This window comes from Arthrobacter sp. PL16 (assembly GCF_035985055.1).
Classification (GTDB): domain Bacteria; phylum Actinomycetota; class Actinomycetes; order Actinomycetales; family Micrococcaceae; genus Arthrobacter_D; species Arthrobacter_D cheniae.
The window spans coordinates 266,989-290,223 of record NZ_JAXCIC010000004.1; the positions used below are offsets into that span (position 1 = coordinate 266,989).

The window sequence follows — 23,235 nt, forward strand, 5'->3', positions numbered from 1 at the left end:
ACACCAGCGAGAAACTGCCCGCTCCTAGAGTTGTAACGAGTCGGCGGCAGCGTTTCATCCTGCCAGAGCTCGTGACTTCCCGTGCGGTGCAGGGACACGCGCTGGCGCCGCGTTCTATCCCCAGCCATGCGTTAGGAGCATGAATCGATGTTTAAGAATGCGGACGAGGTCCTCAAGTTCATCGCCGATGAAGACATCAGGTTTGTCGATGTCCGGTTCACCGATCTGCCGGGGGTGCAGCAGCACTTCAATGTTCCTGCCAAGTCGGTCGACGCGGACTTCTTCATTCACGGCCAGCTTTTCGACGGATCGTCCATCCGCGGGTTCCAGGGCATCGCCGAATCGGACATGCAGCTCATTCCGGACGTGACGACGGCTTTCGTCGATCCGTTCCGCACGGAGAAGACCCTTGCGCTCAACTTCTCGATCGTGAATCCACGCACCGGTGACCCGTACCACCGCGACCCCCGCAGTGTCGCCGAGCGCGCCGAGGCGTACCTGTCCTCCACGGGCATTGCGGACACGGCATTCTTCGCACCCGAGGCCGAGTTCTTCATCTTCGACAACGTTCAGTACGAGTCGTCTCCGCAGGGCAGCTTCTACAAGGTCGATTCCATCGAGGCGCCCTGGAACTCGGGTCGCGAAGAAGTGGGCGGCAACCTCGGCAACAAGACTCCGTTCAAGGGCGGATACTTCCCCGTGTCCCCCGTCGACAAGCAGGCAGACCTGCGCGACGCCATCTGCGTCGAGTTGGACAAAGCCGGCCTCGAGGTGGAGCGCTCGCACCATGAGGTGGGCGGCGCCGGCCAGGCCGAGATCAACTACAAGTTCACGACCATGACGCACGCTGCCGATGACCTGCAGAAGTTCAAGTACATCGTCAAGAACGTGTCCAACGCCTGGGGCAAGTCGGCTACGTTCATGCCGAAGCCCATCTTCGGCGACAACGGCTCGGGAATGCACTGCCACCAGTCGCTGTGGGCCGATGGACAGCCCCTCTTCTACGACGAGCGCGGCTACGCCGGGCTGTCCGACATGGCCCGCTGGTACATCGGCGGGCTGCTGAAGCACGCCTCGGCCGTCCTCGCTTTCACCAACCCGACGGTCAACTCCTACCGCCGCCTGGTCAAGGGCTTCGAGGCACCGGTCAACATGGTCTACTCGCAGGGCAACCGCTCCGCCGGTATCCGTATCCCCATCACGGGCTCGAACCCGAAGGCCAAGCGCATCGAGTTCCGCGCGCCGGACCCCTCGTCGAACCCCTACCTGGCCTTCGCCGCACAGCTGATGGCCGGCCTCGACGGTATCAAGAACCGGATCGAGCCCGCGGAGCCCATCGACAAGGACCTCTATGAGTTGCCTCCCGAGGAATCCAAGGACATTCAGAAGGCCCCCGGTTCCCTCGAGGAAGCATTGCTGGCCCTCGAAGCGGACAACGAGTTCCTGCAGGCCGGCGACGTCTTCACGCAGGACCTGATCGACACCTGGATCGACTACAAGCGCGAGATGGAGATCAAGCCCCTCTCGCTCCGCCCGAACCCCTACGAGTTCGAGCTGTACTACGGCGTCTAGCTATATGACGCAGCATAAGCGGGGTTAGTCCGCAGTAAGTCCGCAAGACCTACGGGGCCGGGAGGGAGACACCTCCCGGCCCCGCCTTGCGGCTGGTGAGAAACGTTCACTTGGACGGTCAGACTCAATTTGGACGCGGACGGCGTTTTTGGTTGGCCTGCAAGGGGACGCTTCTGCGGCCTACTACCCTCTACGGTGGAAGCCAACCTGTCGGTTGTCGGTGACGACCCGAAGGTTCGGCGAAGTAGCGCGCGCCAGCCTCAGCCGAGGGAAGTCGCGAGCAACATAAAGCAGCCTTCACGAGCGGACTTCAGCTATTCACGCGATGTGATCCAGCCGATCAATGGTGCGAAGAACGCATAGGCCCAGCCTAGTGCTCGAATGCAGTAGGTCTGGCTGTGCTACCTAGGGGTTGAACGGGCCGGATGTATGAGGCCATCTGGGTAGGCCGCCTGGCTGGTCTCATGGCGTGGTTACAGGTGAAGGACCATCCGGCAGCGCGTGTTCGATGAAGATACTCGATCATCCAGTTGGACCGCGGCCAAGTCTTCTTCGCTCTGATATCTCCTCGATGATCGAGCACCGGTTCGCAGCCGCCGAATCAGATAAGGGCGGCATCAGCGTGATGCACCTGGGCTGCCGGATCGGAACAGGAACCTAGGCGGCTCCAGTTCCAATCAAAGGTGCTCCTCGCGTCCAAAACCTACTACGCGTCATCGCACCTCGACCAACCTCCTAGGCGGTGTACTCGCTCACCGGGTCGAGGGCCTGAATGAATGCACCTGTAATGCGCGCCGGCCTCCCAAGAATCCCTGACGGCGCCACGACATGGCTAGAGCGACCGTCTATGTATAGGCAGCCTGATCACCTGCCCAATGTCGCCCGTAGCTTCGCAGTGTACAGGGGGGCGACGGCGTCGTGCCCGGCTTGCGACAGGTGGACGTTATCCAAGTACTGGGCGTTGGCTGTGCTGGCGAGGCCGGCAACAGAGATGAACGTGACGCCCTGCTTCGCCGCATTGGCTGCCAGAACACCGTCTATGTGACGGCGCTGGAAGTGTGAGGCATCGTTGCGCGACATGACGCCATTGATGACGATCTTGCTTTGCGGATACATGAGCTTCAGCTTGGCCCACAGGGCTGAGCTGTCCGCTATGACCTGTGCGTCGGACCTGCCGGCCGATGCATCGTTTCCGCCCATGGAGACCAAGACCAGGCCCGGAGTTCCGCCCGGGAAACGCACGAGTCCCTGCTGGACTGCCGTCCAGCCTGTCCCACCGGCCGAGGATGTCGGGGTCGAGTAGCCGATGCCTCCGAAGGAGAGGTGTGCTGCCTGGTCGGTGAAACCCATCGCACGGGCGCCCTGCTCGCTCCAGGAGTCACCGTCGAGTTGTGAATCACCGTAGAGCACCACCGATGTGGCAGTGGCTTTGACATCAGTGAAGGGGTAGACGGGCGGCGCGCCTCGAATCTCGGGCTTTGGAAAGCCGGCGGCGGCCCACTGGTTGTAGTTCACTGCGCGATTCAGGAAGGGACCCGAGTAGTAGATGGTCGGGTTCCCGTAGAGCTGGTAGAACACGTCACCGTTGACCCTGGCTTGCGATCGGGGCGTCGGTTGGCCTTCACCTCGCCATTCGTTGTAGCTCAGGCCGGACCCTTGTCCGGCTGACAAGCTGGTCATGCGTCCGATGTCGCTTGACCAGCTCAGCTTGACGAAGCCCTGGTCGTAGATCGGCTGGAAGGGCTGGAAGCCGGAGCGCTGCCACTCGGCGTAGTTCAGGGCGTGCTTCGTTGCATCAGGGGCTTGCACGAAGATCTCGGACGAAGTTTCCCACCTGTAGAAGGAGCTGCCGGGGATCCATCCGATGTTCCGCTTGCCCGGAGATCCTGCTGCCCGGAACTGGTTGTAGTTCAGCATGTCCCACTGCCAGGCATTTTCGCCCCCCGGCCAAAATGTCACTGCATACACCGAAGAGGACCAGGCATAGCCGACATAGTCAGTAGGAGTGCGCGCAGGGCGCTGGAATCCGTAGACGTCGCGCCACTTCGCGAAATTGAGCGGCACCGGACCCGAGCTGCCGTCCTTGTAAGTCACGAATTCGTAAATTGTTCCGTCATAACTGTTCTTGAACAGCGGCCACAGAGTTTCCTGCGGCGCTTCAGAAGCAGTGACGGCCAACGGGGGGACTGCCATCACGTAGCTTTCGCATGCACCGGAGAGGAAGTAGCGAAGTTGCGCCTGCTCCCTCGAGTCGACGGTGAGACCCCATCGGTACTTCACGCGAACCCACTCCGACACATACTGGCAGCGCGTATCGGCCAGTGATGGCAACCACTCATACGGGTCTGAAGCCCCCCTCGATGCATTCAAGCTGCCCATCATGCCGGTCAAGGATGCATCAAGGTCGAGATCGTTGGCGAACCGCTGCCGTGTACTCGAGTCCCAGGAAGACGCTCCTGAGAACCAGGCTTCCTGCAGCGGCACGAAGTGAACGACGTCGATTTCGACGGGCGTGATCGATGTTCGGCCGTCCCACGGCGAATACCACTCGCCTGAAGCAATGGTGCATGCGTCTGCCATGACGACCGGTGTCACGGATTCGTCGATGAGTACTTCCTGCCGGGTATCGAGGCAGTCGCGGTCGTCGTCCAACCAGTGCTCGAAGTAATCCTGGCTATAGGCCGGTCCTCCTTCGGCCCTCAGAACGAGTTCCGAGAGGAGCGCAAGGCCGTTGAGGGCTTGGCCTTCTACGGCGTCGGCGTGCGAGGGTGCCACTACTCCGGTAAAAGCTGATCCGGTGATCGCAAGGCACGCGAACGCAAACATAGTCCGCCCTAAGCGATTGTTCAAAGGTGTCCCCCAAAAGAAGCCGTAGCCACAGCTCAAAGATGATGGCCTGAGCATACCGCCGCCGACAACCCTCGACCGTCACCTGCCTCATTAAGCGGAAGTTCCGCGAGTACGCCTGGCGTTAGGCATAACAGGGTTCCCTTGCGCCATGAATATCCACGAAACGGTCATAGTGCTCCATCCACTGCTCAATCGGATTGTGACCATTCACAGGCGATTCCGTCGCCTTCGCGGTCGACCCTGTAGCGATAACCTGGGCTGCCCGCGGTCCGTGAGCTTGCAGTTCGCCAACGGTTCTGGTCGACTGACGGAAGCGCGCGAGGTCAGCACGGCGGACACTGCGGCTCTAGATGGGCTCTTGTCATGTGAAGGCCAGAAGGAACTGTGTCACCAGCAACACCCAGGGTTCCGATGTGGTTCAGAACGAGAGGTATGAAAACTACTTTCTGGCCCTCGTTCGGAATGCCAATGAGGGCGTCCAACTCCATGCCGAGATAGACGGCACTCTGAGCCGTGAGGACAGTCTGAAGCTTGGAACGGACATTGCTCGGATAGCCGAGCAGATCAACGACCTCAATTAGACATCGCGTTCAGCGGACTGTGACCGGTAACCGAGCCGGACGGCCGTCGTTGGTCGTTCGTCGTTCGTCGGATAGAACGTAGCGCTGTTCAGTCCGCAGAAAGTCCGCAAGCGGGCTATTCCAACCAACGTCATACAACGGCTACTTCTGCGTACTGGCGCGGAATCCAATGATCCTCGACCTCTCACAAACACCACGCGCGAGGTTGAGCTGTACTACGGCTTCTAGCTGCCGCACGGGCCGGAAGCCGTTTGTTCTACAGACTCTCCACAGGAAGTGCTGTGGCTGAACCGAAGGCCCCTCCCGTCATTGCGACGAGGGGGGCCTCTTGGTTGTGTCGGCACCACTCCTGCCCGCGGAGGGCGGCAAGGAGCTCTCGCGATCACGCGGCGCGCGGCGTTCCCAGAAAGATCTGGGAGAGCGGCGTCCGGTTGAGGATCATGGCTACCGACCATGGCAGGACCACCGCTGCGATCAGCACCCAAAAGGGCCGCTCCGTGTCGGGGATCCCGAGCAACCAGAGAACGTACGTATGGGTCAGCACGACCATCAGGCAACCCGCGGCGAGTCTCGTGGAGACCGTGTGAACCAATCCGGGCAGCCGGGCGAACACACCCTCGAGGATCAAGAGGAGGCCGAAGCTGATCAGAACCGCAGCGACGATACTGAGGACCGGCGTGCCGAGCTCGCCGTATTTCATGTCCAGTGGTGCTGACACTCCGGCGAGGACAGGGGCGGCACCCGCAACGAGGCACCCTGCACCGAACCGGACCGGCTTCTTCACCCGGCTACGGAAGTGCCGCAGCCCCTGGCCCGCGAGCATGAAGATGAGCGCGGAGCCCGCGACTCCGATCGACAGCGGCAGCGGTGCGAGGACGTCCCCGAAGAAATGGGTGATGACGGTGATCGCTACGATGATCGCGACTCGAAGGACAAGGGAAAAACGCTCGAGTGCCCGGAACATGATCGCCGAGAAGAAGAGCGCAGGCATGAACCAGTAGGCGCCGAACGGCCCCACGTTGAGGGAGCCACCGATGAGGGGCAGGGTCACGGCTTCGGGCTCGAACGTGCCACGGTGATTGAGGATGGGGACGTGGACGAGGAGGGTCGCGACCAACCATGCGAAGTAGGGCGTCATGATGGTCCGGAACCGCTTCTTCGCTTCGCCCGCAACGGCCCCTCGGGCATCCGGTTTCCGGACCTTCCAGAGGTACCCGGACAGCAGGAAGAATGCAGGGACGTGCCACGTGTAGAGGCCGGCGTCGATGAACGGGCCCGCCCAGACGTGCCCGGTAACGATCCCGACGACCGCGACGACGCGGAGTGCGTCGATGGCTCCGGAGCGGGTCGCGGTGTCGGCGTCCGGTGTCGGTGCGTGCAATGACGCCAATCATCCCTCCGAGGCCGAATTGGTCAGTATCAAGGGTAGTCGAGGGCTCCTCGACGACTCGAATCACAATTTTGGACTGCCCCATGAGCGCATACCTGCTAGCTGACGAACTCGTCGAGGGCTCCCTGGCCTGGTCCGCGGGCGCCGGACGAGGCCGCCATCGTCCTCTCCTCCACACGACGCCGAGGCGGAGCCAGTGTGTAGCTAGACCGCCAGCGACACGTTCTTGCCGAGGGCAACCCTTCAGCAAGGTTCTTCCTGTCTCGCCAGTTCACGGACGCGCCTTACCGCCGCTGTGCAAGCACCTTCATGCGATCACTCACCCCCGTGCTAGCCGAACGGTTCGCGGCCAGTAACGGATAGGGAGAATCCGCCGCACCAGACGCGGAGGCTGAATCCCAGGAGCCGTTCATCGGTGCGGCCTCAGTAGCCGTAGAAGTGCCGCTCGAAGATGGCCCGGCTCCTGCGTGTCATGCGGAGGTAGTCCTCCTCGAGGTCGGCGCCGCTGCCCGGTCCGTAACCGCACCACCGTGCCACCGCCTCGAGATCACGGCGGGGTGAAGGCAGGAGGTCGGAGTTGCGACCACTCCAGATCACGTTCGCCGCTCGGATACGCGTGGCGAGGCTCCAACCAGCCCGCAGCGTGGCGACGTCCTCGACAGGAAGCAGCCCCTCGTCCGCGATGACGTCCAGCCCCGAGAGCGTGGACTGCACCCGCAGGGCCGGAATCGCATGGGCGTGCTGTAACTGGAGAAGCTGTACGAGCCATTCGACATCACTCAGTGCCCCCCGTCCGAGCTTGAGGTGCCGTGACGGGTCAGCGCCGCGGGGAAGCCGCTCCGACTCCACCCGGGCCTTGACCCGCCGGATCTCCCGGACGTCGGAGTCGCCGAGCTCCTGCGGGTAACGGACGGGATCGATCAGTGCGAGGAACTCGGCGGCGAGCCCGTCGTCACCGGCAAGCGGCCTCGCCCGAAGGAGCGCCTGCGCTTCCCAGACGAGTGACCAGCGGCGGTAGTACTCCCGGTAGGAGTCGATGGAACGAACCATAGCGCCCTGCTTGCCCTCGGGCCGCAACGCCGCATCGATTTCCAGGACCCGTTCTGCACGGACCGGAGGCTTGCACGGCTGGGTCAGGAGGGCGGCAAGGCGGGCCACGATCGCCTCGGCCTGCTTCTGCGCAGCAGCCTCGTCCGCACCCTCGAACGGGCGGTGCACGTAGATCACGTCAGCGTCGGAGCCGTACGTGATCTCACGTCCGCCCTGCCGGCCCATGGCCATGACGACGATGTCGGTCAACCGCTCCTCCCCCCGCCCGAGGATCTCCTTCTCCGCGACGTGGAGTGCTCCGAGAATCGCGGCGCGGTCGGCATCCGCAAGGGCCTCTCCCACCTCCGCCTGCGTCAGAAGGTTCGAGCTGTCGGCGATGGCGATCCGCAGCAACTCGCGGCGTCGGATCAGGCGGATCAGGCGGATGGCCTCGCCCGGCTCCGGATGCCGGGACATCTTGGACTGGATCTCCTGCCATTGCGCCTCGAAGGTATCGGGCACAAGCGCGGCATCGGATCCGAGCCACTGCGTCGATTCCGGGGAGACCTCCAGCAGATCGGTGATGAACCGGCTACTCGAGAGCACGGCGCAGAGGCGTTCCGCCGCCGCGTTCGAGTCGCGGAGCATCCCGAGATACCAGTGACTCTCTCCGAGTGATTCGCTCAGTCGGCGGAAGCCGAGGAGGCCGGCATCGGGATCCACGCCGTCGGCGAACCATGCAAGCAGGATGGGCAGTAGCTGCTTCTGCAGCATCGCGCGTCGGCGCAGTCCGCCGGTCAGGGCCTCGATGTGGCGCATGGCCCCGCGTGGATCCTGATAGCCGAGGGCCGCCAAGCGGGCTTGCGCCGCTTCGGCCGTCAGCTGGACGTCCTCAGGTTGGAGTGTTGCCGCGTTGTTGAGCAGCGGTCGATAGAAGATCGCCTCGTGAAGCCGCTTCACGAGGCGTCGCGTGCGCTGCCACTTCTCGTTGAGGCTCTGCGCACTGGGCCTGATCGTGACCATGCGCCCCTCGGATGAACGTGCGAGGGACCGCAGGGACGTCTCGTCCTCGGGCATGAGATGCGTGCGACGCATCTGGGTCAGCTGGATCCTGTGCTCCAGGACGCGCAGGTAGCGGTAGGAGTCGTCGAGGTCCAGTGCGTCCGACCGGCCGATGTAGCCCGCCGAACTGAGGGCGGCTATCGCGGACACGGTGTCCCTGACGCGCAGCGACTCGTCCAGCCGCCCGTGCACCAGCTGCAGCAACTGGACCGTGAATTCGACGTCGCGCAGGCCCCCGGGTCCGAGCTTGAGCTGGCGCGCCTCCTCCTCGCGCGGGATGTTGTCCGTGACGCGGCGGCGCATGGCGCGGACGGCTTCGACGAAGCCCTCACGCTGCGACGACGCCCACACGAAGGGGGCGATGGCCTCCTCGTACCGGCGGCCGAGCCCCGGGTCACCCGCGACGGCGCGCGCTTTGAGGAGAGCCTGGAACTCCCACGTCTTCGCCCACCGCTGATAGTAGGACACGTGGGATTCCAGGGTCCGCACGAGTTGCCCGTCCTTGCCCTCGGGCCGGAGGTTCGCATCCACTTCCCAGAGCGCCGGTTCCGGGCCGGGTGAGTAGACACCGCGGGACATTCCGGAGGCCAGGCCGGTGCCGATCCTGGTGAGCGTCGTGTCATCGAGGTCGTCGGCCTCCACGACGTAGACGACGTCGACGTCGGAGATGTAGTTCAATTCGCGGGCCCCGCACTTACCCATCGCGATCACTGCCAGCCGGACCCGGGCGACGACGTCGGGCCCGTAGACCTCGCCGAGCTCCGCACGTGCGACGGCGAGCGATGCCTCCAGCGCAGCCGCGGCGAGATCGGCAAGCTCACGCGCGACGACGGGTAGGTAGTCGACCGGCGCGCAGTGGGAGAGGTCCCGGACCGCGAGATCGGTCAGGTGCCGTCGGTAGGTCACCCGCAGTGCGCGGTAGGCGTCCACTCCTACGGCACCGGCCACCGGGTTGTCGTCCGCCGGGTCGGCGTCGACCGATTTGAGCAGGAGGGACCTGAGGTCCCCGGATTCGACGACTCGCGGCATGGCAGGCCCCGGCGAGACGACGTCGAGGTGCTCCGGGTGGCGCATGAGGAACTCTCCGAGAGCTTCGGAGGCACCGAGCAGCCGGAACAAAGGTGCGCGCCTGCCTTCGTCCGAGAAGGCGGCATCGGCTGCCCTGCGATGGACGGCCAGCAGGCGCACGAAGGACTGCAGCGCGAGGTCCGGGTTTGCGGCGACCGCGAGCCCGGCGAACAGGGCATCGTCGTTCAGTCCCTGCAGCTCCGGTGCGTCCAGGAAGCGCCGACTCTTCTCAAGGTCCGTGAAGCCGTAACTGATCAGCTTTCGGTTAAGGCTCATGGGCCAACATTAGCCAAGCAGCGAGCGGCGGACAGGGCTCACAGGATGTTGAGGTTCCGGCGCAGTTCGTATGGCGTCACCTGGATGCGGTAGTCGTGCCACTCGGCGCGCTTGTTCCGCAGGAAATTCTCGAAGACCTGCTCACCGAGGATGTCCGCCACGAGCTCGGAGTCCTCCATGACGCGGATTGCATCGTGGAGGCTTGCCGGCAGCGGATCGTGTCCCATTGCGCGGCGTTCGGCAGCGGTGAGGCTCCAGACATCGTCCTCGGCGGCCGGCGGGAGTTCGTAGCCCTCCTCGATGCCCTTGAGGCCGGCGCCGAGCAGGACGGAATAGGCGAGGTAGGGGTTGCTCGCGGAGTCGATGCCCCGGTACTCGATGCGTGCGGATTGGCCCTTGTTCGGCTTGTACAGCGGCACGCGGACCAGCGCGGAGCGGTTGTTGTGACCCCAGGACAGGTAGCTGGGTGCCTCTCCCCCACCCCAGAGCCGCTTGAAGGAGTTCACGAACTGGTTGGTCACGGCCGTGAACTCGGGAGCGTGCCGGAGGATGCCCGCGATGAAGTGCCGCGCGGTCTGCGACAGCTGGAACTCGGCGCCGGCTTCGTAGAAGGCATTGGTGTCGCCCTCGAACAGGGAGAAGTGCGTGTGCATGCCCGAGCCCGGGTGCTCGGAGAACGGCTTCGGCATGAAGGTCGCGTAGCTGCCGGACGTCAGCGCGACTTCCTTGATGATGGTGCGGAACGTCATGATGTTGTCCGCGGTCTGCAGCGCGTCGGCGTAGCGCAGGTCGATCTCGTTCTGGCCGGGACCGGCCTCGTGGTGGCTGAACTCCACGGAGATACCCACGGATTCGAGCATCGCGACGGCGGTCCTGCGGAAGTCCTGCGCCACACCGCCCGGTACATGGTCGAAGTAGCCGGCGTGGTCGACGGGGACGGGCTGCCCGTCCAGTCCGACGTCGGCCGACTTCAGCAGGTAGAACTCGATCTCGGGATGCGTGTAGCAGGTGAAGCCCATGTCCGCGGCCTTCGCCAGGGTCTTCTTGAGGACACCGCGGGGGTCGGCGGTGGACGGCTGGCCGTCCGGGGTCAGGATGTCGCAGAACATGCGCGACGTCTGCTCCTTGTCACCGCGCCATGGCAGGATCTGGAAGGTGGTCGGATCGGGTTGCGCGAGCATGTCCGATTCGTAGACACGGGCGAGGCCCTCGATCGATGAGCCGTCGAAGCCGAGCCCCTCCTCGAAGGCGCCCTCCACTTCCGCCGGAGCGAGGGCGACGGACTTCAGCGAGCCGACGACGTCGGTGAACCACAGGCGCACGTACCGCACGTCGCGCTCCTCGATGGTTCGCAGTACGAACTCCTGCTGCCGGTCCATGACCACCCTCATTCCTTGATTCGTCGCCCGGGCCGCCCCATCGGGGCAGCGGACTGTCCATGCCCGACGTCGTGCGCGTCCAGCCCAGCACTCCCGCGGCACACTCGTGCCCTGCGGGCATTCAAACGCCTGCCGTCAACACTCTACTGACCCGCACGCGCAGTTCGGGTGCGGCAGGTCCGCTCATCGTGGCGCGCCCTTGCCGGTATGCCGCTTCGGCCCTGTGTACGCGACCTGGCGCCGAGCATGATCCGGTCGACGAATGACGACGGCAGGCGGCCGCACTGCGGGGTCCGATAGTCTCGTGGCATGACGTCCGCTGAATTGCCCGCCCCCTACGGGGACGGTGTGGCCCCGAACTCCGCCGGACCGTCGGGCACATCATCGGGACCGAGGATCCCTGGCAGGATCCGGATCCACCACCTGCAGCAGGCCAAGGACACGGGCACGCACTTCGCGATGCTCACTGCCTACGACCAGTACGCCGCGGCGGTGTTCGACGAGGCCGGCATCGAGGTCCTCCTCGTCGGCGATTCGGCAGCCAATAACGTCCTCGGACACGCCACGACATTGCCCATCACCCTTGACGAGATGATCCTGTTCAGCCGTTCGGTGAGTCGAGCCTCGCACCGGGCCCTCGTCGTGGCCGACCTGCCGTTCGGCAGCTATGAGGTGTCACCCCAGCAGGCAGTGGAGTCCTCGGTCCGGCTGCTCAAGGAAGGACTTGTGCACGCTGTGAAGATGGAGGGCGGCGCCGACTACGCCGCCACGGTGCGCGCCGTGGTTCGCGCCGGCATCCCGGTCATGGCGCATGTCGGTTTCACCCCCCAGAGCGAGCACGCTCTCGGCGGCTACCGTGTCCAGGGCCGGGGTGAGGCGTCCCAGCGGATCGTGGACGACGCCGTCGCCCTCGCCGAGGCAGGGGCGTTCTGTGTGCTGATGGAGATGGTTCCCGCCGAGACGGCAGGTGCCGTGGAGGCCGCGGTGCGCGTGCCGACGATCGGCATCGGAGCCGGTCCCGGCACGACCGGCCAGGTACTCGTCTGGCAGGACATGGCCGGGCTGCGTGGCGGCCGGCAGGCGAGGTTCGTCAAGCAGTACGCGGACCTCCGGACGACACTCTCGGACGCGGCCAGGGCCTACGCGGACGATGTCCGGGGAGGAACCTTCCCGGGACCGGAGCACACCTTCTGACAGTCGGCCCCTGCAGCGTGGGCCCTAGTCGTCGTCCCTGTCCCAGTCGTCATTGCGCTGCTGGACTTTCTCGAGCGCCTTCTCCGCCTCGGCGCGGGTCGCGTAGGGCCCGAGAAGCTGCGACCAGTCCGACAGCCGGTCCTCCTCGATCTCGTGGGTGCGAACGTTGAACCAGTACTCCGTCATGTCGACCTTCTTCTGTCCGGGGCTTGTGGATCCGGCCCCGTGGATGCGGGACCCGCGCCGTGTCATCCGGGCGTCGGAGCGCCAGCTCTGACAGCTGTCGTACCGACCCCGCTATAGGATCAAGGGTATGCCCCAGCCATCCGCCACCGCCCCTCTCGGGACCCTGACACCCGGCACCATCTCGCCGCAGCGTCCCGTCCCACCGGGCATCGCCCGTCCCGAGTACGTGGGGCGCACGGCGCCTGCACCGTTCACCGGATCCGAGGTCAAGACACCGGAGACCATCGAGAAGATCCGCGTCGCGGGCAGGATCGCCGCACAGGCCATCGTCGAGGTCGGACACCACGCGAAGCCCGGCGTCACCACGGACCACCTCGACCGGATAGGCCACGAGTACATCCTCGACCACGGCGCCTACCCCTCGACGCTCGGCTACCGTGGCTTCCCCAAGTCGCTCTGCTCATCGCTCAACGAGGTCATCTGCCACGGCATCCCGGATTCGACGGTGCTCAAGGACGGCGACATCCTCAACATCGACATCACGGCCTACAAGGACGGGGTGCATGGGGACACGAACTACACGTTCTGTATCGGGGATGTCGACGAAGAGTCACGCCTTCTGGTCGAGCGTACGCAGGAGTCCCTCAATCGGGCCATCAAAGCCGTGGCCCCCGGTCGCGAGATCAACGTCATCGGGCGATCCATCGAGTCCTACGCGAAGCGCTTCGGTTATGGTGTTGTCCGTGACTTCACCGGGCACGGCGTCGGAGAAGCGTTCCACACGGGCCTGATCATCCCCCACTACGACGCCGCCCCCGCCTACAACCGTGTCATCGAGCCGGGAATGGTCTTCACCATCGAACCGATGCTCACCCTGGGGAGCATCGACTGGACCATGTGGGCGGATGACTGGACCGTCGTCACGAAGGACCGCAAGAGGACAGCGCAGTTCGAGCACACGCTCGTTGTCACCGACCGCGGCGCGGAGATCCTGACCCTGCCCTAGCGCAGCCTCCCCGCACTTCCTGCCCGCACACTGCACCACGCCATTCCGGCTCGCGCCGACCCACCTCAACGCCGACCCACCTCAACGGAGAATCATGGCCAAGGACATCGAGAAGAAGAAGTCGAAGAAACTCCCCGCAACAGTCATCGGCGTCGATATCGGCGGCACGGGCATCAAGGGCGGCATCGTCGACCTCGAGAAGGGCGTGATCGTCGGCGAGCGGTACCGCATACCCACGCCGAAACCCTCGACTCCTGAGGCTGTGGCGGAGGTCGTAGCTCAGATCGTCGCTGAACTGTCGGCTCGACCCGAGGGTCCCGGAGCCGACGTCCCGGTGGGAGTCACGTTCCCAGCAATCATCCAGCACGGTGTCGCCCGCTCCGCGGCCAACGTGGACAAGAGCTGGGTCAACACGGATGTCGACGCCCTGTTCACGAAGGTCCTCGGTCGCGATGTCCATGTGATCAACGACGCCGACGCGGCCGGGCTCGCCGAAGTCCGCTATGGAGCCGGCAAGGGAAAGATGGGCACGGTCCTGGTGATCACCCTCGGAACCGGTATCGGCTCAGCCTTCATCTTCGACGGAAGGCTCGTTCCGAACGTGGAACTCGGGCACCTCGAGCTGGACGGCCACGACGCCGAGACCAGGGCTTCCGCCGTCGCTCGTGAACGGGACGGCATCGACTGGGACGAGTACGCCGTGCGCCTCCAGCGCTACTTCGCCCACGTGGAGTTCCTCTTCTCCCCCGAGCTGTTCATCGTCGGCGGCGGCATCTCGAAGCGCAGCAGCGAGTACCTGCCCTCCCTTCAGCTGCGTACGCCCATCATCCCGGCGCAGTTGAAGAACCATGCGGGAATCGTCGGCGGCGCCCTGCAGGCAGCACTCCTTCAGTCCAAGGGCCTGAGCTAGTCCGAGGGCCTGAGCTAGTCCGAGGGCCCGGATTTCCGGACAAGCCCCGTATAGCGGTGAAGCCCGGTACGGATCCGATCCGTACCGGGCTTCACCTCTATCCCGGTCCTGCCTCCCACGAGGCGGACGTGGAACCGGTGGTGGCGTCGGCTTCCCCTCCGCAGCCACCACCGGGGTCTTATGGGCGCTACCGCGCCGTCAACGGCCTCTGCGCCCCGGCGGGCACGCGCTCGTTGTCACTCGTCTGCCGGCGAAGGGTGCTGATGGCCTCTTCGAAGTCCTCGAGGGATTCGAAGCCCTGGTACACGCTGGCGAAACGCAGGTAGGCGATCTGGTCGAGCTTGCGCAGTGGCTCCAGGATCGCGAGCCCGACTTCATGCGCATCGATCTCGGCGACACCGCTTGCACGGACCGTCTCCTCGACCTCCTGCGCCAGCAACGCAAGGTCGTCCTCCGTGACGGGCCTGCCTTGGCACGCCTTGCGGACGCCGTTGATGATCTTCGACCGGCTGAAGGGCTCCCCGGCACCCGAACGCTTGACTACGCTGAGGCTCGTCGTCTCGACGGTACTGAAACGCCGCCCGCACTGGGGACACAGACGACGACGGCGGATTGCTGATCCGTCATCTGCGAGCCGGCTGTCGACGACACGCGAGTCGGGATTGCGGCAGTACGGACAGTACACAGCTTCCCCTTCAGTTCCTCGGCGGTCATTATGCCCAGTTTAGGACTACATGTGGTGAAACAACAACACTGTAATTACCAGATGTAGTGGCCGGAACCCTTCAGGAGGCAGATTCCGACATCTTCTCGAAGCGTGCCAGAACTGCTTCACCGTGCGCAGGGAGATTCTCAGCAGCCGCAAGGGCCACGATCGACGACGACACTTCGCGCAGAGCGTCCCGATCGTAGTTCACGAGCTGCACCGCCTTCAGGAAGGTCGTGACGTTCAGGCCGCTCGCAAAGGCAGCGGTGCCGCCCGTCGGCAGGACGTGATTGGATCCGGCACAGTAATCTCCGAGGCTGACCGGGCTGCTGGCGCCGATGAAGATGGCCCCCGCGTTCCGGATACGCGCCGCTACTCCTGCCGCGTCCGCCGTCTGGATCTCGAGGTGCTCCGCCGCGTAGGCGTTGCACACGGCGATGCCCTGCTCGATGTCGTCGACCAGGATCACTCCCGATTGCGAGCCGGACAGGGCCGTCCGCACGCGCTCGGCGTGGCGCGTCCGTGCGGCCCGCACCTGGAGTGCTTCGACGACGGCTCCGGCAAGGCCCCCGGAATCCGTCACGAGCACCGATGCCGCCTGTGGATCGTGCTCCGCCTGGCTGACCAGGTCCGCGGCCACCAGGTCCGCGTCGGCAGTCGCATCGGCAAGGACGGCTATCTCGGTGGTCCCTGCTTCGGAATCGATGCCGACCTCACCGCGCACCAGTCGCTTGGCTGTGGCTACGAAGACGTTGCCGGGTCCGGTGATGACATCGACGGGGTGGATCGCAGCACCGACCAGCGCCGGGTCCTGCACCCCGGCACCGGCGACTCCGTAGGCGAGGGCAGCCACGGCCTGCGCTCCGCCCATGGCGTACACCTCGGAGATGCCGAGCATCGAGGCGGCCGCGAGGATGACGGGATGGGGCCAACCGCCGAACTCCTTCTGCGGAGGGGAGGCGAGTGCGATGGATCCGACCCCGGCCGCCTGGGCGGGAACGACGTTCATGACAACGGATGAGGGGTAGACCGCCAGGCCCCCGGGCACGTACAGGCCCACGCGGTCGACGGCGATCCACTTGTGGGTGAGGGTGGCTCCGGGAGCGATGTCGACCTCCACGTCCCGGGGCACCTGGGCCTGGGCGAAGATGCGTGCGCGGCGGATGGCCTCGTCGAGGGCCGACCTCACCTCGTCGTCGAGCCCCTCCACCGCGGCTGCGATCACCTCGGCCGGCACGCGGGGGTGCTCCTGCTCGACGCCGTCGAAGCGGAGGGCGAAATCCCGGAGTGCAGCGAAGCCACGGCTCCGGACGTCATCGATGATCTCCTGCACTGCACTCTCCGAGGACCGGGCACTCGCGGCTGCCCTCGGCATGGCGCGCTTCAACTCACCCGGCGGCAGTGCCCGGCCCCGAAGATCGATCGTCCTGAAGGCAATGGATGAGGTGCTGGGCGCTTGGGTCACCTCCGAAGTCTATCGGGAGCCGCGGCCGGTCCTCGCGGACCGGAAGCGGTCAGGACCTCCGGCGTGCAAGGCCGATGAGGGCCGTGACGAAGATGATCACGGCGGCGACGGCGGGCCAGATCGCGAGAGCACCGTACGACTGGAGCAGGAAGTCGGACCCGGGAAGCTCGTCGCGCCCGTGCGGGCCGAACAGATAGGCGAGGCCCTCGCCCACGCCCAGTGCTAGCAAGGAGCCGAGCACCGAGCCCCCGATTGCGGCGAGGATACGGGCTACCACCCCGGGGCCCCTGAGCCTGACCGCGACGACGGTACCCACTGCGACGCCCGCGACCAGTTCGAGGCCGGCCAGGGTGAGGTCACGAAGCACCCACTGGTCTGCACTGACCGGATCGCCGAAAACGCGCCCGGTCGGAGCGAGCAGCCACCACGCCACCCCGATGACGGCCCCCAGCAGGATGGTCGAACCGAGCCACCAGAAGACTCCGGCCGGTGGCACGGATCGGCGGTTCTCGGCGACAGCGTAGACAGCAGGTGGATAGTTGCTCGAACCGGCATCCGGTTCCTGGCTGGCACGCATGACTTCTACATTAACAAACCACCCCGTGTCCGGGGACCGCGCCTAGTGTTGTTGTGGCAACGCGAAGGGTCATCCTCATCGGACGGGCCCTCCACACAGCGCTGTCCACCGCCGTCGATCCCCCGGAGGAACCACGTGAACAATTCGAGCACCGCGCCGGAGCTGCAGCCCCTTTCCGAGTCGCACGGCGAGTCCTTCCGCGAGATCTTCCGCCGCCATGCCGCCGGCGTCGCCATCATCACGGCCACGTACAACGACATCCCCTTCGGGTTCACGGCCACCTCGGTGGCCTCGCTGTCCGCCGAGCCACCGCGGTTCTCGTTCAACATGGCGCGGACGTCATCCTCGTGGCCGGCGGTGGCCAACACGAATTTCGTGGGGGTGCACATGCTCAGCACCGAGAACGAGGGTCTCGCCAATCGCTTCGCGCGTACCAAGGACCGTTTCACCGGTGACCACTGGGAGTCCGGCCCCGAGGGCGTGCCCATCCTGAAGGACGTTGCCGGCTGGCTCGTGGGACGCATCAGCATGCGCCTGTCCTTCGAGAACAACGCCGTGGTCGTCGCCGAGGTGGTCGCGGGGAATATCGGGCCTGACGGCGCCCCCCTGCTCTACCACGGCGGCAGCTACGGAACGCCGACGACGACCGACTACGTGATCTGACCTCGCCTGGCCGCCCTCGGGCCGTGCCGCGCCGCCCTCGAGCCGCCCGTCGCCGCCCTCAGGCGTCGAGGCACGCAGGCCCGAGCAGGACCTTCAGGTCGCCGAACAGTCCCGGCGTCGGACTGACCCGCAGGTCGACACCCAGCTTCAGGACCTCTACCTTCCTGGACCCGTTGAGCCGGATCAGCACCTCGCTGGTTCCGGGATGGGTCCGCAGGACGTCGCCGAGGGCCGTGACGGCGGTCTCCGTCGCCTTGTGCTGCAGCATCGAGATCACCACGGGCCCTGAGTGCCCCTCGCTGAGGTCCGGCACGGAGAGTTCCTGCGCGTTGAGCATCACGGCGCCGTCGTCCCTGCGCTGCAGGCGACCGCGCACGACGACGATCAGGTCCTCCGCGAGGACACCCGAGATGGGTCCGTACACCTGACCGAAGAACATGACCTCCATGGAGCCCGCGAGATCCTCGACCTCGGCCCGTGCGTAGGCGTTGCCGCTGTTCTTCGCGATCCTGCGCTGCAGCGAGGTGATCATGCCCGCGATGGTCACGATGGCGCCGTCGGCCGGACCTTCGTCACTGATGATCGAGGGGATCGACGAGTCGGCGTGCTGACCGAGGATGCCCTCCAGGCCCTGCAGCGGATGATCCGACACGTAGAGCCCGAGCATGTCGCGCTCGAAGGACAGCTTGTCCTTCTTGTCCCATTCCGGCAGGTCCGGCACCTCGACCGACAGTCCGCCCACGCCGCCAGGGCCGTCGTCGAATGCGCTGAAGAGGTCGAACTGGTTCGCCGCCTCGTTGCGCTTGAGGACGATCACGGAGTCGACGGCTTCCTCGTGAATCATCGCGAGGGCCCTGCGCGGATGCCGCAGCGAATCGAACGCTCCGGCCTTGATGAGCGACTCGATGGTGCGCTTGTTGCAGACGACGGCGGGAACCTTCTGCAGGAAGTCGCTGAACGAGGTGAACGCGCCCTTCTCCTCGCGCGCGGCCACCATGGCGCCGACGACGTTCGCGCCGACGTTCCGGATGGCGCCCATGCCGAAGCGGACGTCCTTCCCCACGGGGGTGAAGTTGACGCTCGATTCGTTGACATCCGGAGGCAGTACGGTGATCCCCATGCGGCGGCACTCGTTGAGGTAGATCGCCAGCTTGTCCTTGTCATCGCCGACGCTCGTGAGAAGCGCGGCCATGTACTCGGCGGGGTAATGTGCCTTCAGGTAGGCGGTCCAGTAGGACACCAGTCCGTACGCAGCCGTGTGGGCCTTGTTGAACGCGTAGTCCGAGAAGGACTCGAGCACGGTCCACAGCTTGTCCATCGCGGCCTGAGAGTAGCCGTTGGCCTTCATTCCCGCGAAGAAGTCGGCCTGCTGCTTGTCCAGCTCCGACTTCTTCTTCTTGCCCATCGCGCGGCGGAGCATGTCCGCCTGGCCGAGCGTGAAGTTCGCGAGCTTCTGCGCCGCGGACATCACCTGCTCCTGGTAGACGATCAGGCCATAGGTCCCACCGAGGATCTCCTCGAGCGGCCCCTCGAGCTCAGGGTGGATCGGCTCGATGTCCTGCAGCCCGTTCTTGCGCAGGGCGTAGTTCGTGTGCGAGTTCACGCCCATGGGACCGGGCCTGTAGAGGGCAAGAACGGCCGAGATGTCCTCGAAGTTGTCGGGGCGCATGAGCTTCAGCAGGGACCGCATGGGCCCGCCGTCGAGCTGGAAGACCCCCAGGGTGTCGCCGCGCGCCAGGAGCTCGTAGGACTCCTTGTCGTCGAGCTCAAGATTCTCGAGGACCAGGTCGGTGTCCTTGTTCGCCTTGATGTTCTCGACGGCGTCCGTGATGATTGTCAGGTTCCTCAGGCCGAGGAAGTCCATCTTGATCAGTCCGAGGCCCTCGCACGTCGGGTAGTCGAACTGCGTGATGATCTGGCCGTCCTGCTCGCGGCGCATGATCGGGATGATGTCGATCAGCGGGTCCGAGGACATGATGACGCCGGCTGCGTGCACGCCCCACTGGCGCTTCAGCCCCTCGAGGCCGAGAGCCGTCTCGAAGACCTTTTCGGAGTCGGCGTCCGTCCTCAGCAGCTCACGCAGTTCCTCCGCTTCGGAGTAGCGCTTGGCACCCTTGTTGTGGACGTCCGCCAGGGCAAGGCCCTTACCCATGACGTCGGGTGGCATGGCCTTCGTGAGGCGCTCACCCGTGGAGAACGGGTAGCCCATGACGCGGGAGGAGTCCTTGAGCGCCTGCTTGGCCTTGATGGTGCCGTAGGTCACGATCATCGCCACGCGCTCGTCGCCGTACTTCTCCGTCACGTACCGGATGACCTCTGAGCGGCGCCGATCATCGAAGTCGACGTCGAAGTCGGGCATCGAGACACGTTCAGGATTCAGGAAGCGCTCGAAGATGAGTCCGTGCTTCAGGGGATCGAGATCGGTAATGCGCATGGCGTACGCCACCATGGAGCCCGCACCGGAGCCACGTCCGGGGCCCACCCGGATGCCGTTGTTCTTCGCCCAGTTGATGAAGTCGGCGACCACGAGGAAGTAGCCCGGGAAGCCCATCTGGGTGATGACGCCGACCTCGAACTCGGCCTGCTTCCGCACATCGTCGGGCACGCCGGCCGGGTAACGGAACTGCAGTCCCGTTTCGACCTCCTTCACGAACCAGGACTGCTCGTTCTCCCCCTCGGGGACGGGGAACCGCGGCATGTAGTTCGCCTTGGTGTTGAACTCGACGTCGCAGCGCTCTGCGATGAGCAGCGTGTTGTCGCAGGCCTCGGGGTAGTCGCGGAAGATCGCACGCATTTCTGCCGGCGACTTGAGGTAGAACTCGTCGGCGTCGAACTTGAAGCGTTTCGGGTCCGCGAGCGTCGACCCGGACTGGACACAGAGCAGGGCGGCGTGGGCCTTGGAGTCCTCGGCGTGGGTGTAGTGCAGGTCGTTCGTGGCGACGAGGGGGAGGTTGAGTTCGCGGGCGAGCTTGATCAGGTCCGCCTTGACGTTCCGCTCGATATCGAGCCCGTGGTCCATCAGTTCGCAGAAGTAGTTGTCGGCCCCGAAGATGTCCCGGAAGTCCGACGCCGCCTGCACCGCTTCCCTGTACAGTCCCAGGCGCAGCTTCGTCTGCACTTCACCCGACGGGCAACCGGTGGTCGCGATCAGGCCTTTCCCGTAGGTCTGCAGCAGGTCGCGGTCCATACGGGGCTTGTAGAGGTAGCCCTCGAGGGAAGCCAGGGACGACATCCGGAACAGGTTGTGCATGCCACCGGTGGTCTCGGACCACAGAGTCATATGGGTGTAGGCACCCGCGCCCGAGACGTCGTCGCGCCCGCCGCCGCCCCACTTCACACGGGTGCGGTCGTTCCGCGCGGTTCCCGGCGTGAGGTAGGCCTCGACACCGATGATGGGCTTGATGCCCGCGCTGGTCGCCTTGCTCCAGAAGTCGAAAGCGCCGAACACGAACCCGTGGTCCGTGGTCGCGAGGGCCTTCATCCCCAGTTCCTCGGTGTGGCTGAAAAGGTCCGTCAGCCGGGCGGCGCCGTCGAGCATCGAGTACTCGGTGTGGTTGTGGAGATGGACGAACGAGTCTGTTGATGCAGGAGTAGCCACCCCCTGAGTCTAGTGCGCCGACTCCCCACCGGGGATCGTCGAGGCCGTCCTACGAGGTCCTCGCGGCGTGTCGCACTGGTCCGTCCCTCGGGTCACACCAGGCCGTTGGACAGCGCCGTCAGCGCATACGCCAGGTCCACGGGGTACGGGCTGGTGACGAGCACCGGCTCCCCCGTGCGGGGGTGTGCGAAGCCCAAGCGGTGCGCATGGAGCCACTGCCGCGTGAGACCCAGCTCGGCGGCGAGACGCGGGTCGGCACCGTAGGTCAGATCACCCGCGCAGGGGTGGCGGAGCGCGGAGAAGTGGACGCGGATCTGGTGCGTCCGCCCTGTCTCGAGGTGGACTTCGACGAGGCTCGCGCGCCCGAAGGCCTCGAGCACCTCGTAGTGGGTGACCGAGTCCCGGCCGTCCTCCATCACGGCGAAGCGCCACTCATGGTGCGGGTGCCGCCCGATCGGCGCATCGATGGTGCCCTTCAGCGGGTCTGGCAGGCCCTGGACGACTGCGTGGTAGACCTTTTCGACCTCGCGTTCCTTGAAGGCGCGCTTCAGGGCCGTATAGGCGGGCTCGGTCTTGGCGACCACCATCGCGCCCGACGTTCCGACGTCGAGCCGATGGACGATACCGACGCGCTCAGGTGCACCCGAAGTCGAGATGCGGTAGCCGGCTGCTGCGAGGGCTCCGACGACGGTGGGCCCGACCCAGCCCGGAGAGGGATGGGCGGCGACACCGACGGGCTTGTCGACGACGACGAAATCATCGTCATCGAGCAGTATCCCCATGCCGTCGACGGCCTCGGGGATGATCCGGTTCCGGTCCTCGGGATCGGGCATGTCGATACCGATCCGCTCTCCCTCATGAACCCGGTCCGACTTGGCCAGGCGCGTGCCGTCACGGATGACCCGACCGTCCGCGCACCACTGTGCGACGGCGGAACGGGAGACCTCCAGCAGGCGGGCCACGGCGGCGTCCGCCCTGGTGCCGGTTTCGGATTCGGGGACGATGACGTCGCGGTGCTCAGCGGCCACGGTCGTCGTCCCCGTCCTCGGTCGTCGATTTCGTCGCGCCGTCCGAATTCGTCGCGCCGTCCGCGGCCGCGTCCGGTGCTTCACCGGATGTCGTGTCCGTCGGTCGGTGAGCGACGTCTGTGCCCTCCGCGTCTGCAGCGCCTGCCGAGCCTTCCGAGCCTGCCGAGCCTGCCGAGCCTTCCGCCGTCGACCCTGCTGGAGCCTCGTCAGCGCTGCGGCGTCCATCCATCCCGATGCCTCGCAGGGTCAGGATGCAGATCAGTACGACGCCGCTGACAACGGCCGAATCGGCGATGTTGAAGATTGCGAAGTTGGGCAGGGCGATGAAGTCCACGACATGGCCCTGTCCGAAGGAGGGTTCCCTGAACAGCCGATCGGTGAGGTTGCCGAGCGCACCGCCGAGGACCAGCCCCAGTGCCACCGACCACCCCCACGATGCGACCTTCCGGACCTGCAGCACGATGGCCGTCGCGACGACCACCATGATGATCGTGAAGACCCAGGTGTAGTCCGTGCCGATCGAGAACGCGGCCCCCGGATTGCGGATGAACCGCCAGTCGAGGAGCGGCGGGAACACCGGGGTGACCTGGCCCTCGCTCATCGTCGAGACGACCCACCATTTCGTGAGCTGATCGAGGACATAGGCCACGAGGGTGCACAGGAGCATGACGACGCCGTAATGCCTGGGGATGCGC

General features: G+C 65.3%; 15 protein-coding genes and 2 pseudogenes. 5 read left to right on the forward strand and 12 right to left on the reverse strand.

The window, feature by feature from the left end; genetic code table 11:
* Positions 1–147: 147 nt before the first annotated feature.
* Positions 148–1,572, forward strand: a complete 1,425-nt coding sequence (gene glnA, locus RCH21_RS10740; RefSeq protein WP_120149193.1) for a type I glutamate--ammonia ligase — start codon at positions 148–150, stop codon at positions 1,570–1,572.
* An 864-nt stretch (positions 1,573–2,436) separates the two neighbouring features.
* Here glnA and RCH21_RS10745 read toward each other — a convergent pair.
* The 5 genes and pseudogenes from RCH21_RS10745 to RCH21_RS10760 all read right to left on the reverse strand — a co-directional run bounded on the left by RCH21_RS10745 (position 2,437) and on the right by RCH21_RS10760 (position 11,207).
* Positions 2,437–4,458 (reverse strand): GDSL-type esterase/lipase family protein, encoded by a 2,022-nt coding sequence (locus RCH21_RS10745; protein ID WP_326964363.1) that lies wholly within the window; start codon positions 4,456–4,458, stop codon positions 2,437–2,439.
* A gap of 152 nt (positions 4,459–4,610) precedes the next feature.
* Positions 4,611–4,688: pseudogene (locus RCH21_RS17185) on the reverse strand (excalibur calcium-binding domain-containing protein); the annotation flags it as partial.
* Positions 4,689–5,385: 697 nt separating this feature from the next.
* Positions 5,386–6,393: an acyltransferase family protein gene (locus tag RCH21_RS10750; protein WP_326964364.1), complete on the reverse strand. Its 1,008-nt coding sequence runs from the start codon at positions 6,391–6,393 to the stop codon at positions 5,386–5,388.
* Positions 6,394–6,816: 423 nt separating this feature from the next.
* On the reverse strand, positions 6,817–9,828 hold the full coding sequence (locus RCH21_RS10755; protein ID WP_326964365.1) for a bifunctional [glutamine synthetase] adenylyltransferase/[glutamine synthetase]-adenylyl-L-tyrosine phosphorylase: 3,012 nt from the start codon (positions 9,826–9,828) through the stop codon (positions 6,817–6,819).
* A 38-nt stretch (positions 9,829–9,866) separates the two neighbouring features.
* Positions 9,867–11,207: a glutamine synthetase family protein gene (locus tag RCH21_RS10760; protein WP_326964366.1), complete on the reverse strand. Its 1,341-nt coding sequence runs from the start codon at positions 11,205–11,207 to the stop codon at positions 9,867–9,869.
* A gap of 309 nt (positions 11,208–11,516) precedes the next feature.
* Between RCH21_RS10760 and panB the strand changes: the two genes are divergently transcribed.
* Complete coding sequence (panB, locus tag RCH21_RS10765; RefSeq protein WP_326964367.1) at positions 11,517–12,401, forward strand: 3-methyl-2-oxobutanoate hydroxymethyltransferase; 885 nt, start codon at positions 11,517–11,519, stop codon at positions 12,399–12,401.
* Positions 12,402–12,425: 24 nt separating this feature from the next.
* Here panB and RCH21_RS10770 read toward each other — a convergent pair whose 3' ends face one another.
* Positions 12,426–12,587 (reverse strand): SPOR domain-containing protein, encoded by a 162-nt coding sequence (locus RCH21_RS10770; protein ID WP_120149198.1) that lies wholly within the window; start codon positions 12,585–12,587, stop codon positions 12,426–12,428.
* A 127-nt stretch (positions 12,588–12,714) separates the two neighbouring features.
* Here RCH21_RS10770 and map point away from each other — a divergent pair, with 127 nt between their 5' ends.
* Together map and ppgK are read left to right on the forward strand one after the other, a co-directional pair.
* Positions 12,715–13,593, forward strand: a complete 879-nt coding sequence (gene map, locus RCH21_RS10775) for a type I methionyl aminopeptidase (protein WP_120149199.1) — start codon at positions 12,715–12,717, stop codon at positions 13,591–13,593.
* Between the two features lie 94 nt (positions 13,594–13,687).
* The gene (ppgK, locus tag RCH21_RS10780; RefSeq protein WP_326964368.1) at positions 13,688–14,503 is read left to right on the forward strand and encodes a polyphosphate--glucose phosphotransferase; all 816 of its coding nucleotides are present in this window, start codon (positions 13,688–13,690) and stop codon (positions 14,501–14,503) included.
* Positions 14,504–14,690: 187 nt separating this feature from the next.
* On the opposite strand, the gene nrdR is transcribed toward ppgK, so the two are convergent.
* The 3 genes from nrdR to RCH21_RS10795 all read right to left on the reverse strand — a co-directional run bounded on the left by nrdR (position 14,691) and on the right by RCH21_RS10795 (position 17,251).
* The gene (nrdR, locus tag RCH21_RS10785; protein ID WP_120149201.1) at positions 14,691–15,188 is read right to left on the reverse strand and encodes a transcriptional regulator NrdR; all 498 of its coding nucleotides are present in this window, start codon (positions 15,186–15,188) and stop codon (positions 14,691–14,693) included.
* A gap of 100 nt (positions 15,189–15,288) precedes the next feature.
* Entirely contained in the window at positions 15,289–16,674 is a 1,386-nt protein-coding gene (gene hisD, locus RCH21_RS10790; protein ID WP_326964369.1) for a histidinol dehydrogenase, read from the reverse strand.
* 49 nt (positions 16,675–16,723) lie between these two features.
* Positions 16,724–17,251: a hypothetical protein gene (locus tag RCH21_RS10795; RefSeq protein ID WP_120149203.1), complete on the reverse strand. Its 528-nt coding sequence runs from the start codon at positions 17,249–17,251 to the stop codon at positions 16,724–16,726.
* A 135-nt stretch (positions 17,252–17,386) separates the two neighbouring features.
* Between RCH21_RS10795 and RCH21_RS10800 the strand changes: the two genes are divergently transcribed.
* A complete protein-coding gene (locus RCH21_RS10800) occupies positions 17,387–17,914 on the forward strand; it encodes a flavin reductase family protein (protein WP_235830696.1) in 528 nt (175 codons plus the stop codon).
* Positions 17,915–17,972: 58 nt separating this feature from the next.
* Here RCH21_RS10800 and dnaE read toward each other — a convergent pair whose 3' ends face one another.
* The 3 genes and pseudogenes from dnaE to lspA form a co-directional block, all read right to left on the reverse strand.
* On the reverse strand, positions 17,973–21,512 hold the full coding sequence (gene dnaE / locus RCH21_RS10805; protein ID WP_326964370.1) for a DNA polymerase III subunit alpha: 3,540 nt from the start codon (positions 21,510–21,512) through the stop codon (positions 17,973–17,975).
* A gap of 92 nt (positions 21,513–21,604) precedes the next feature.
* Positions 21,605–22,540 carry an RluA family pseudouridine synthase gene (locus tag RCH21_RS10810; protein WP_326964371.1) on the reverse strand — a complete coding sequence of 312 codons (936 nt, stop codon included), beginning with the start codon at positions 22,538–22,540 and terminating at the stop codon, positions 21,605–21,607.
* Positions 22,541–22,733: 193 nt separating this feature from the next.
* Positions 22,734–23,231 (reverse strand): annotated as a pseudogene (gene lspA, locus RCH21_RS10815) (signal peptidase II); the annotation flags it as partial.
* Positions 23,232–23,235: the final 4 nt, after the last annotated feature.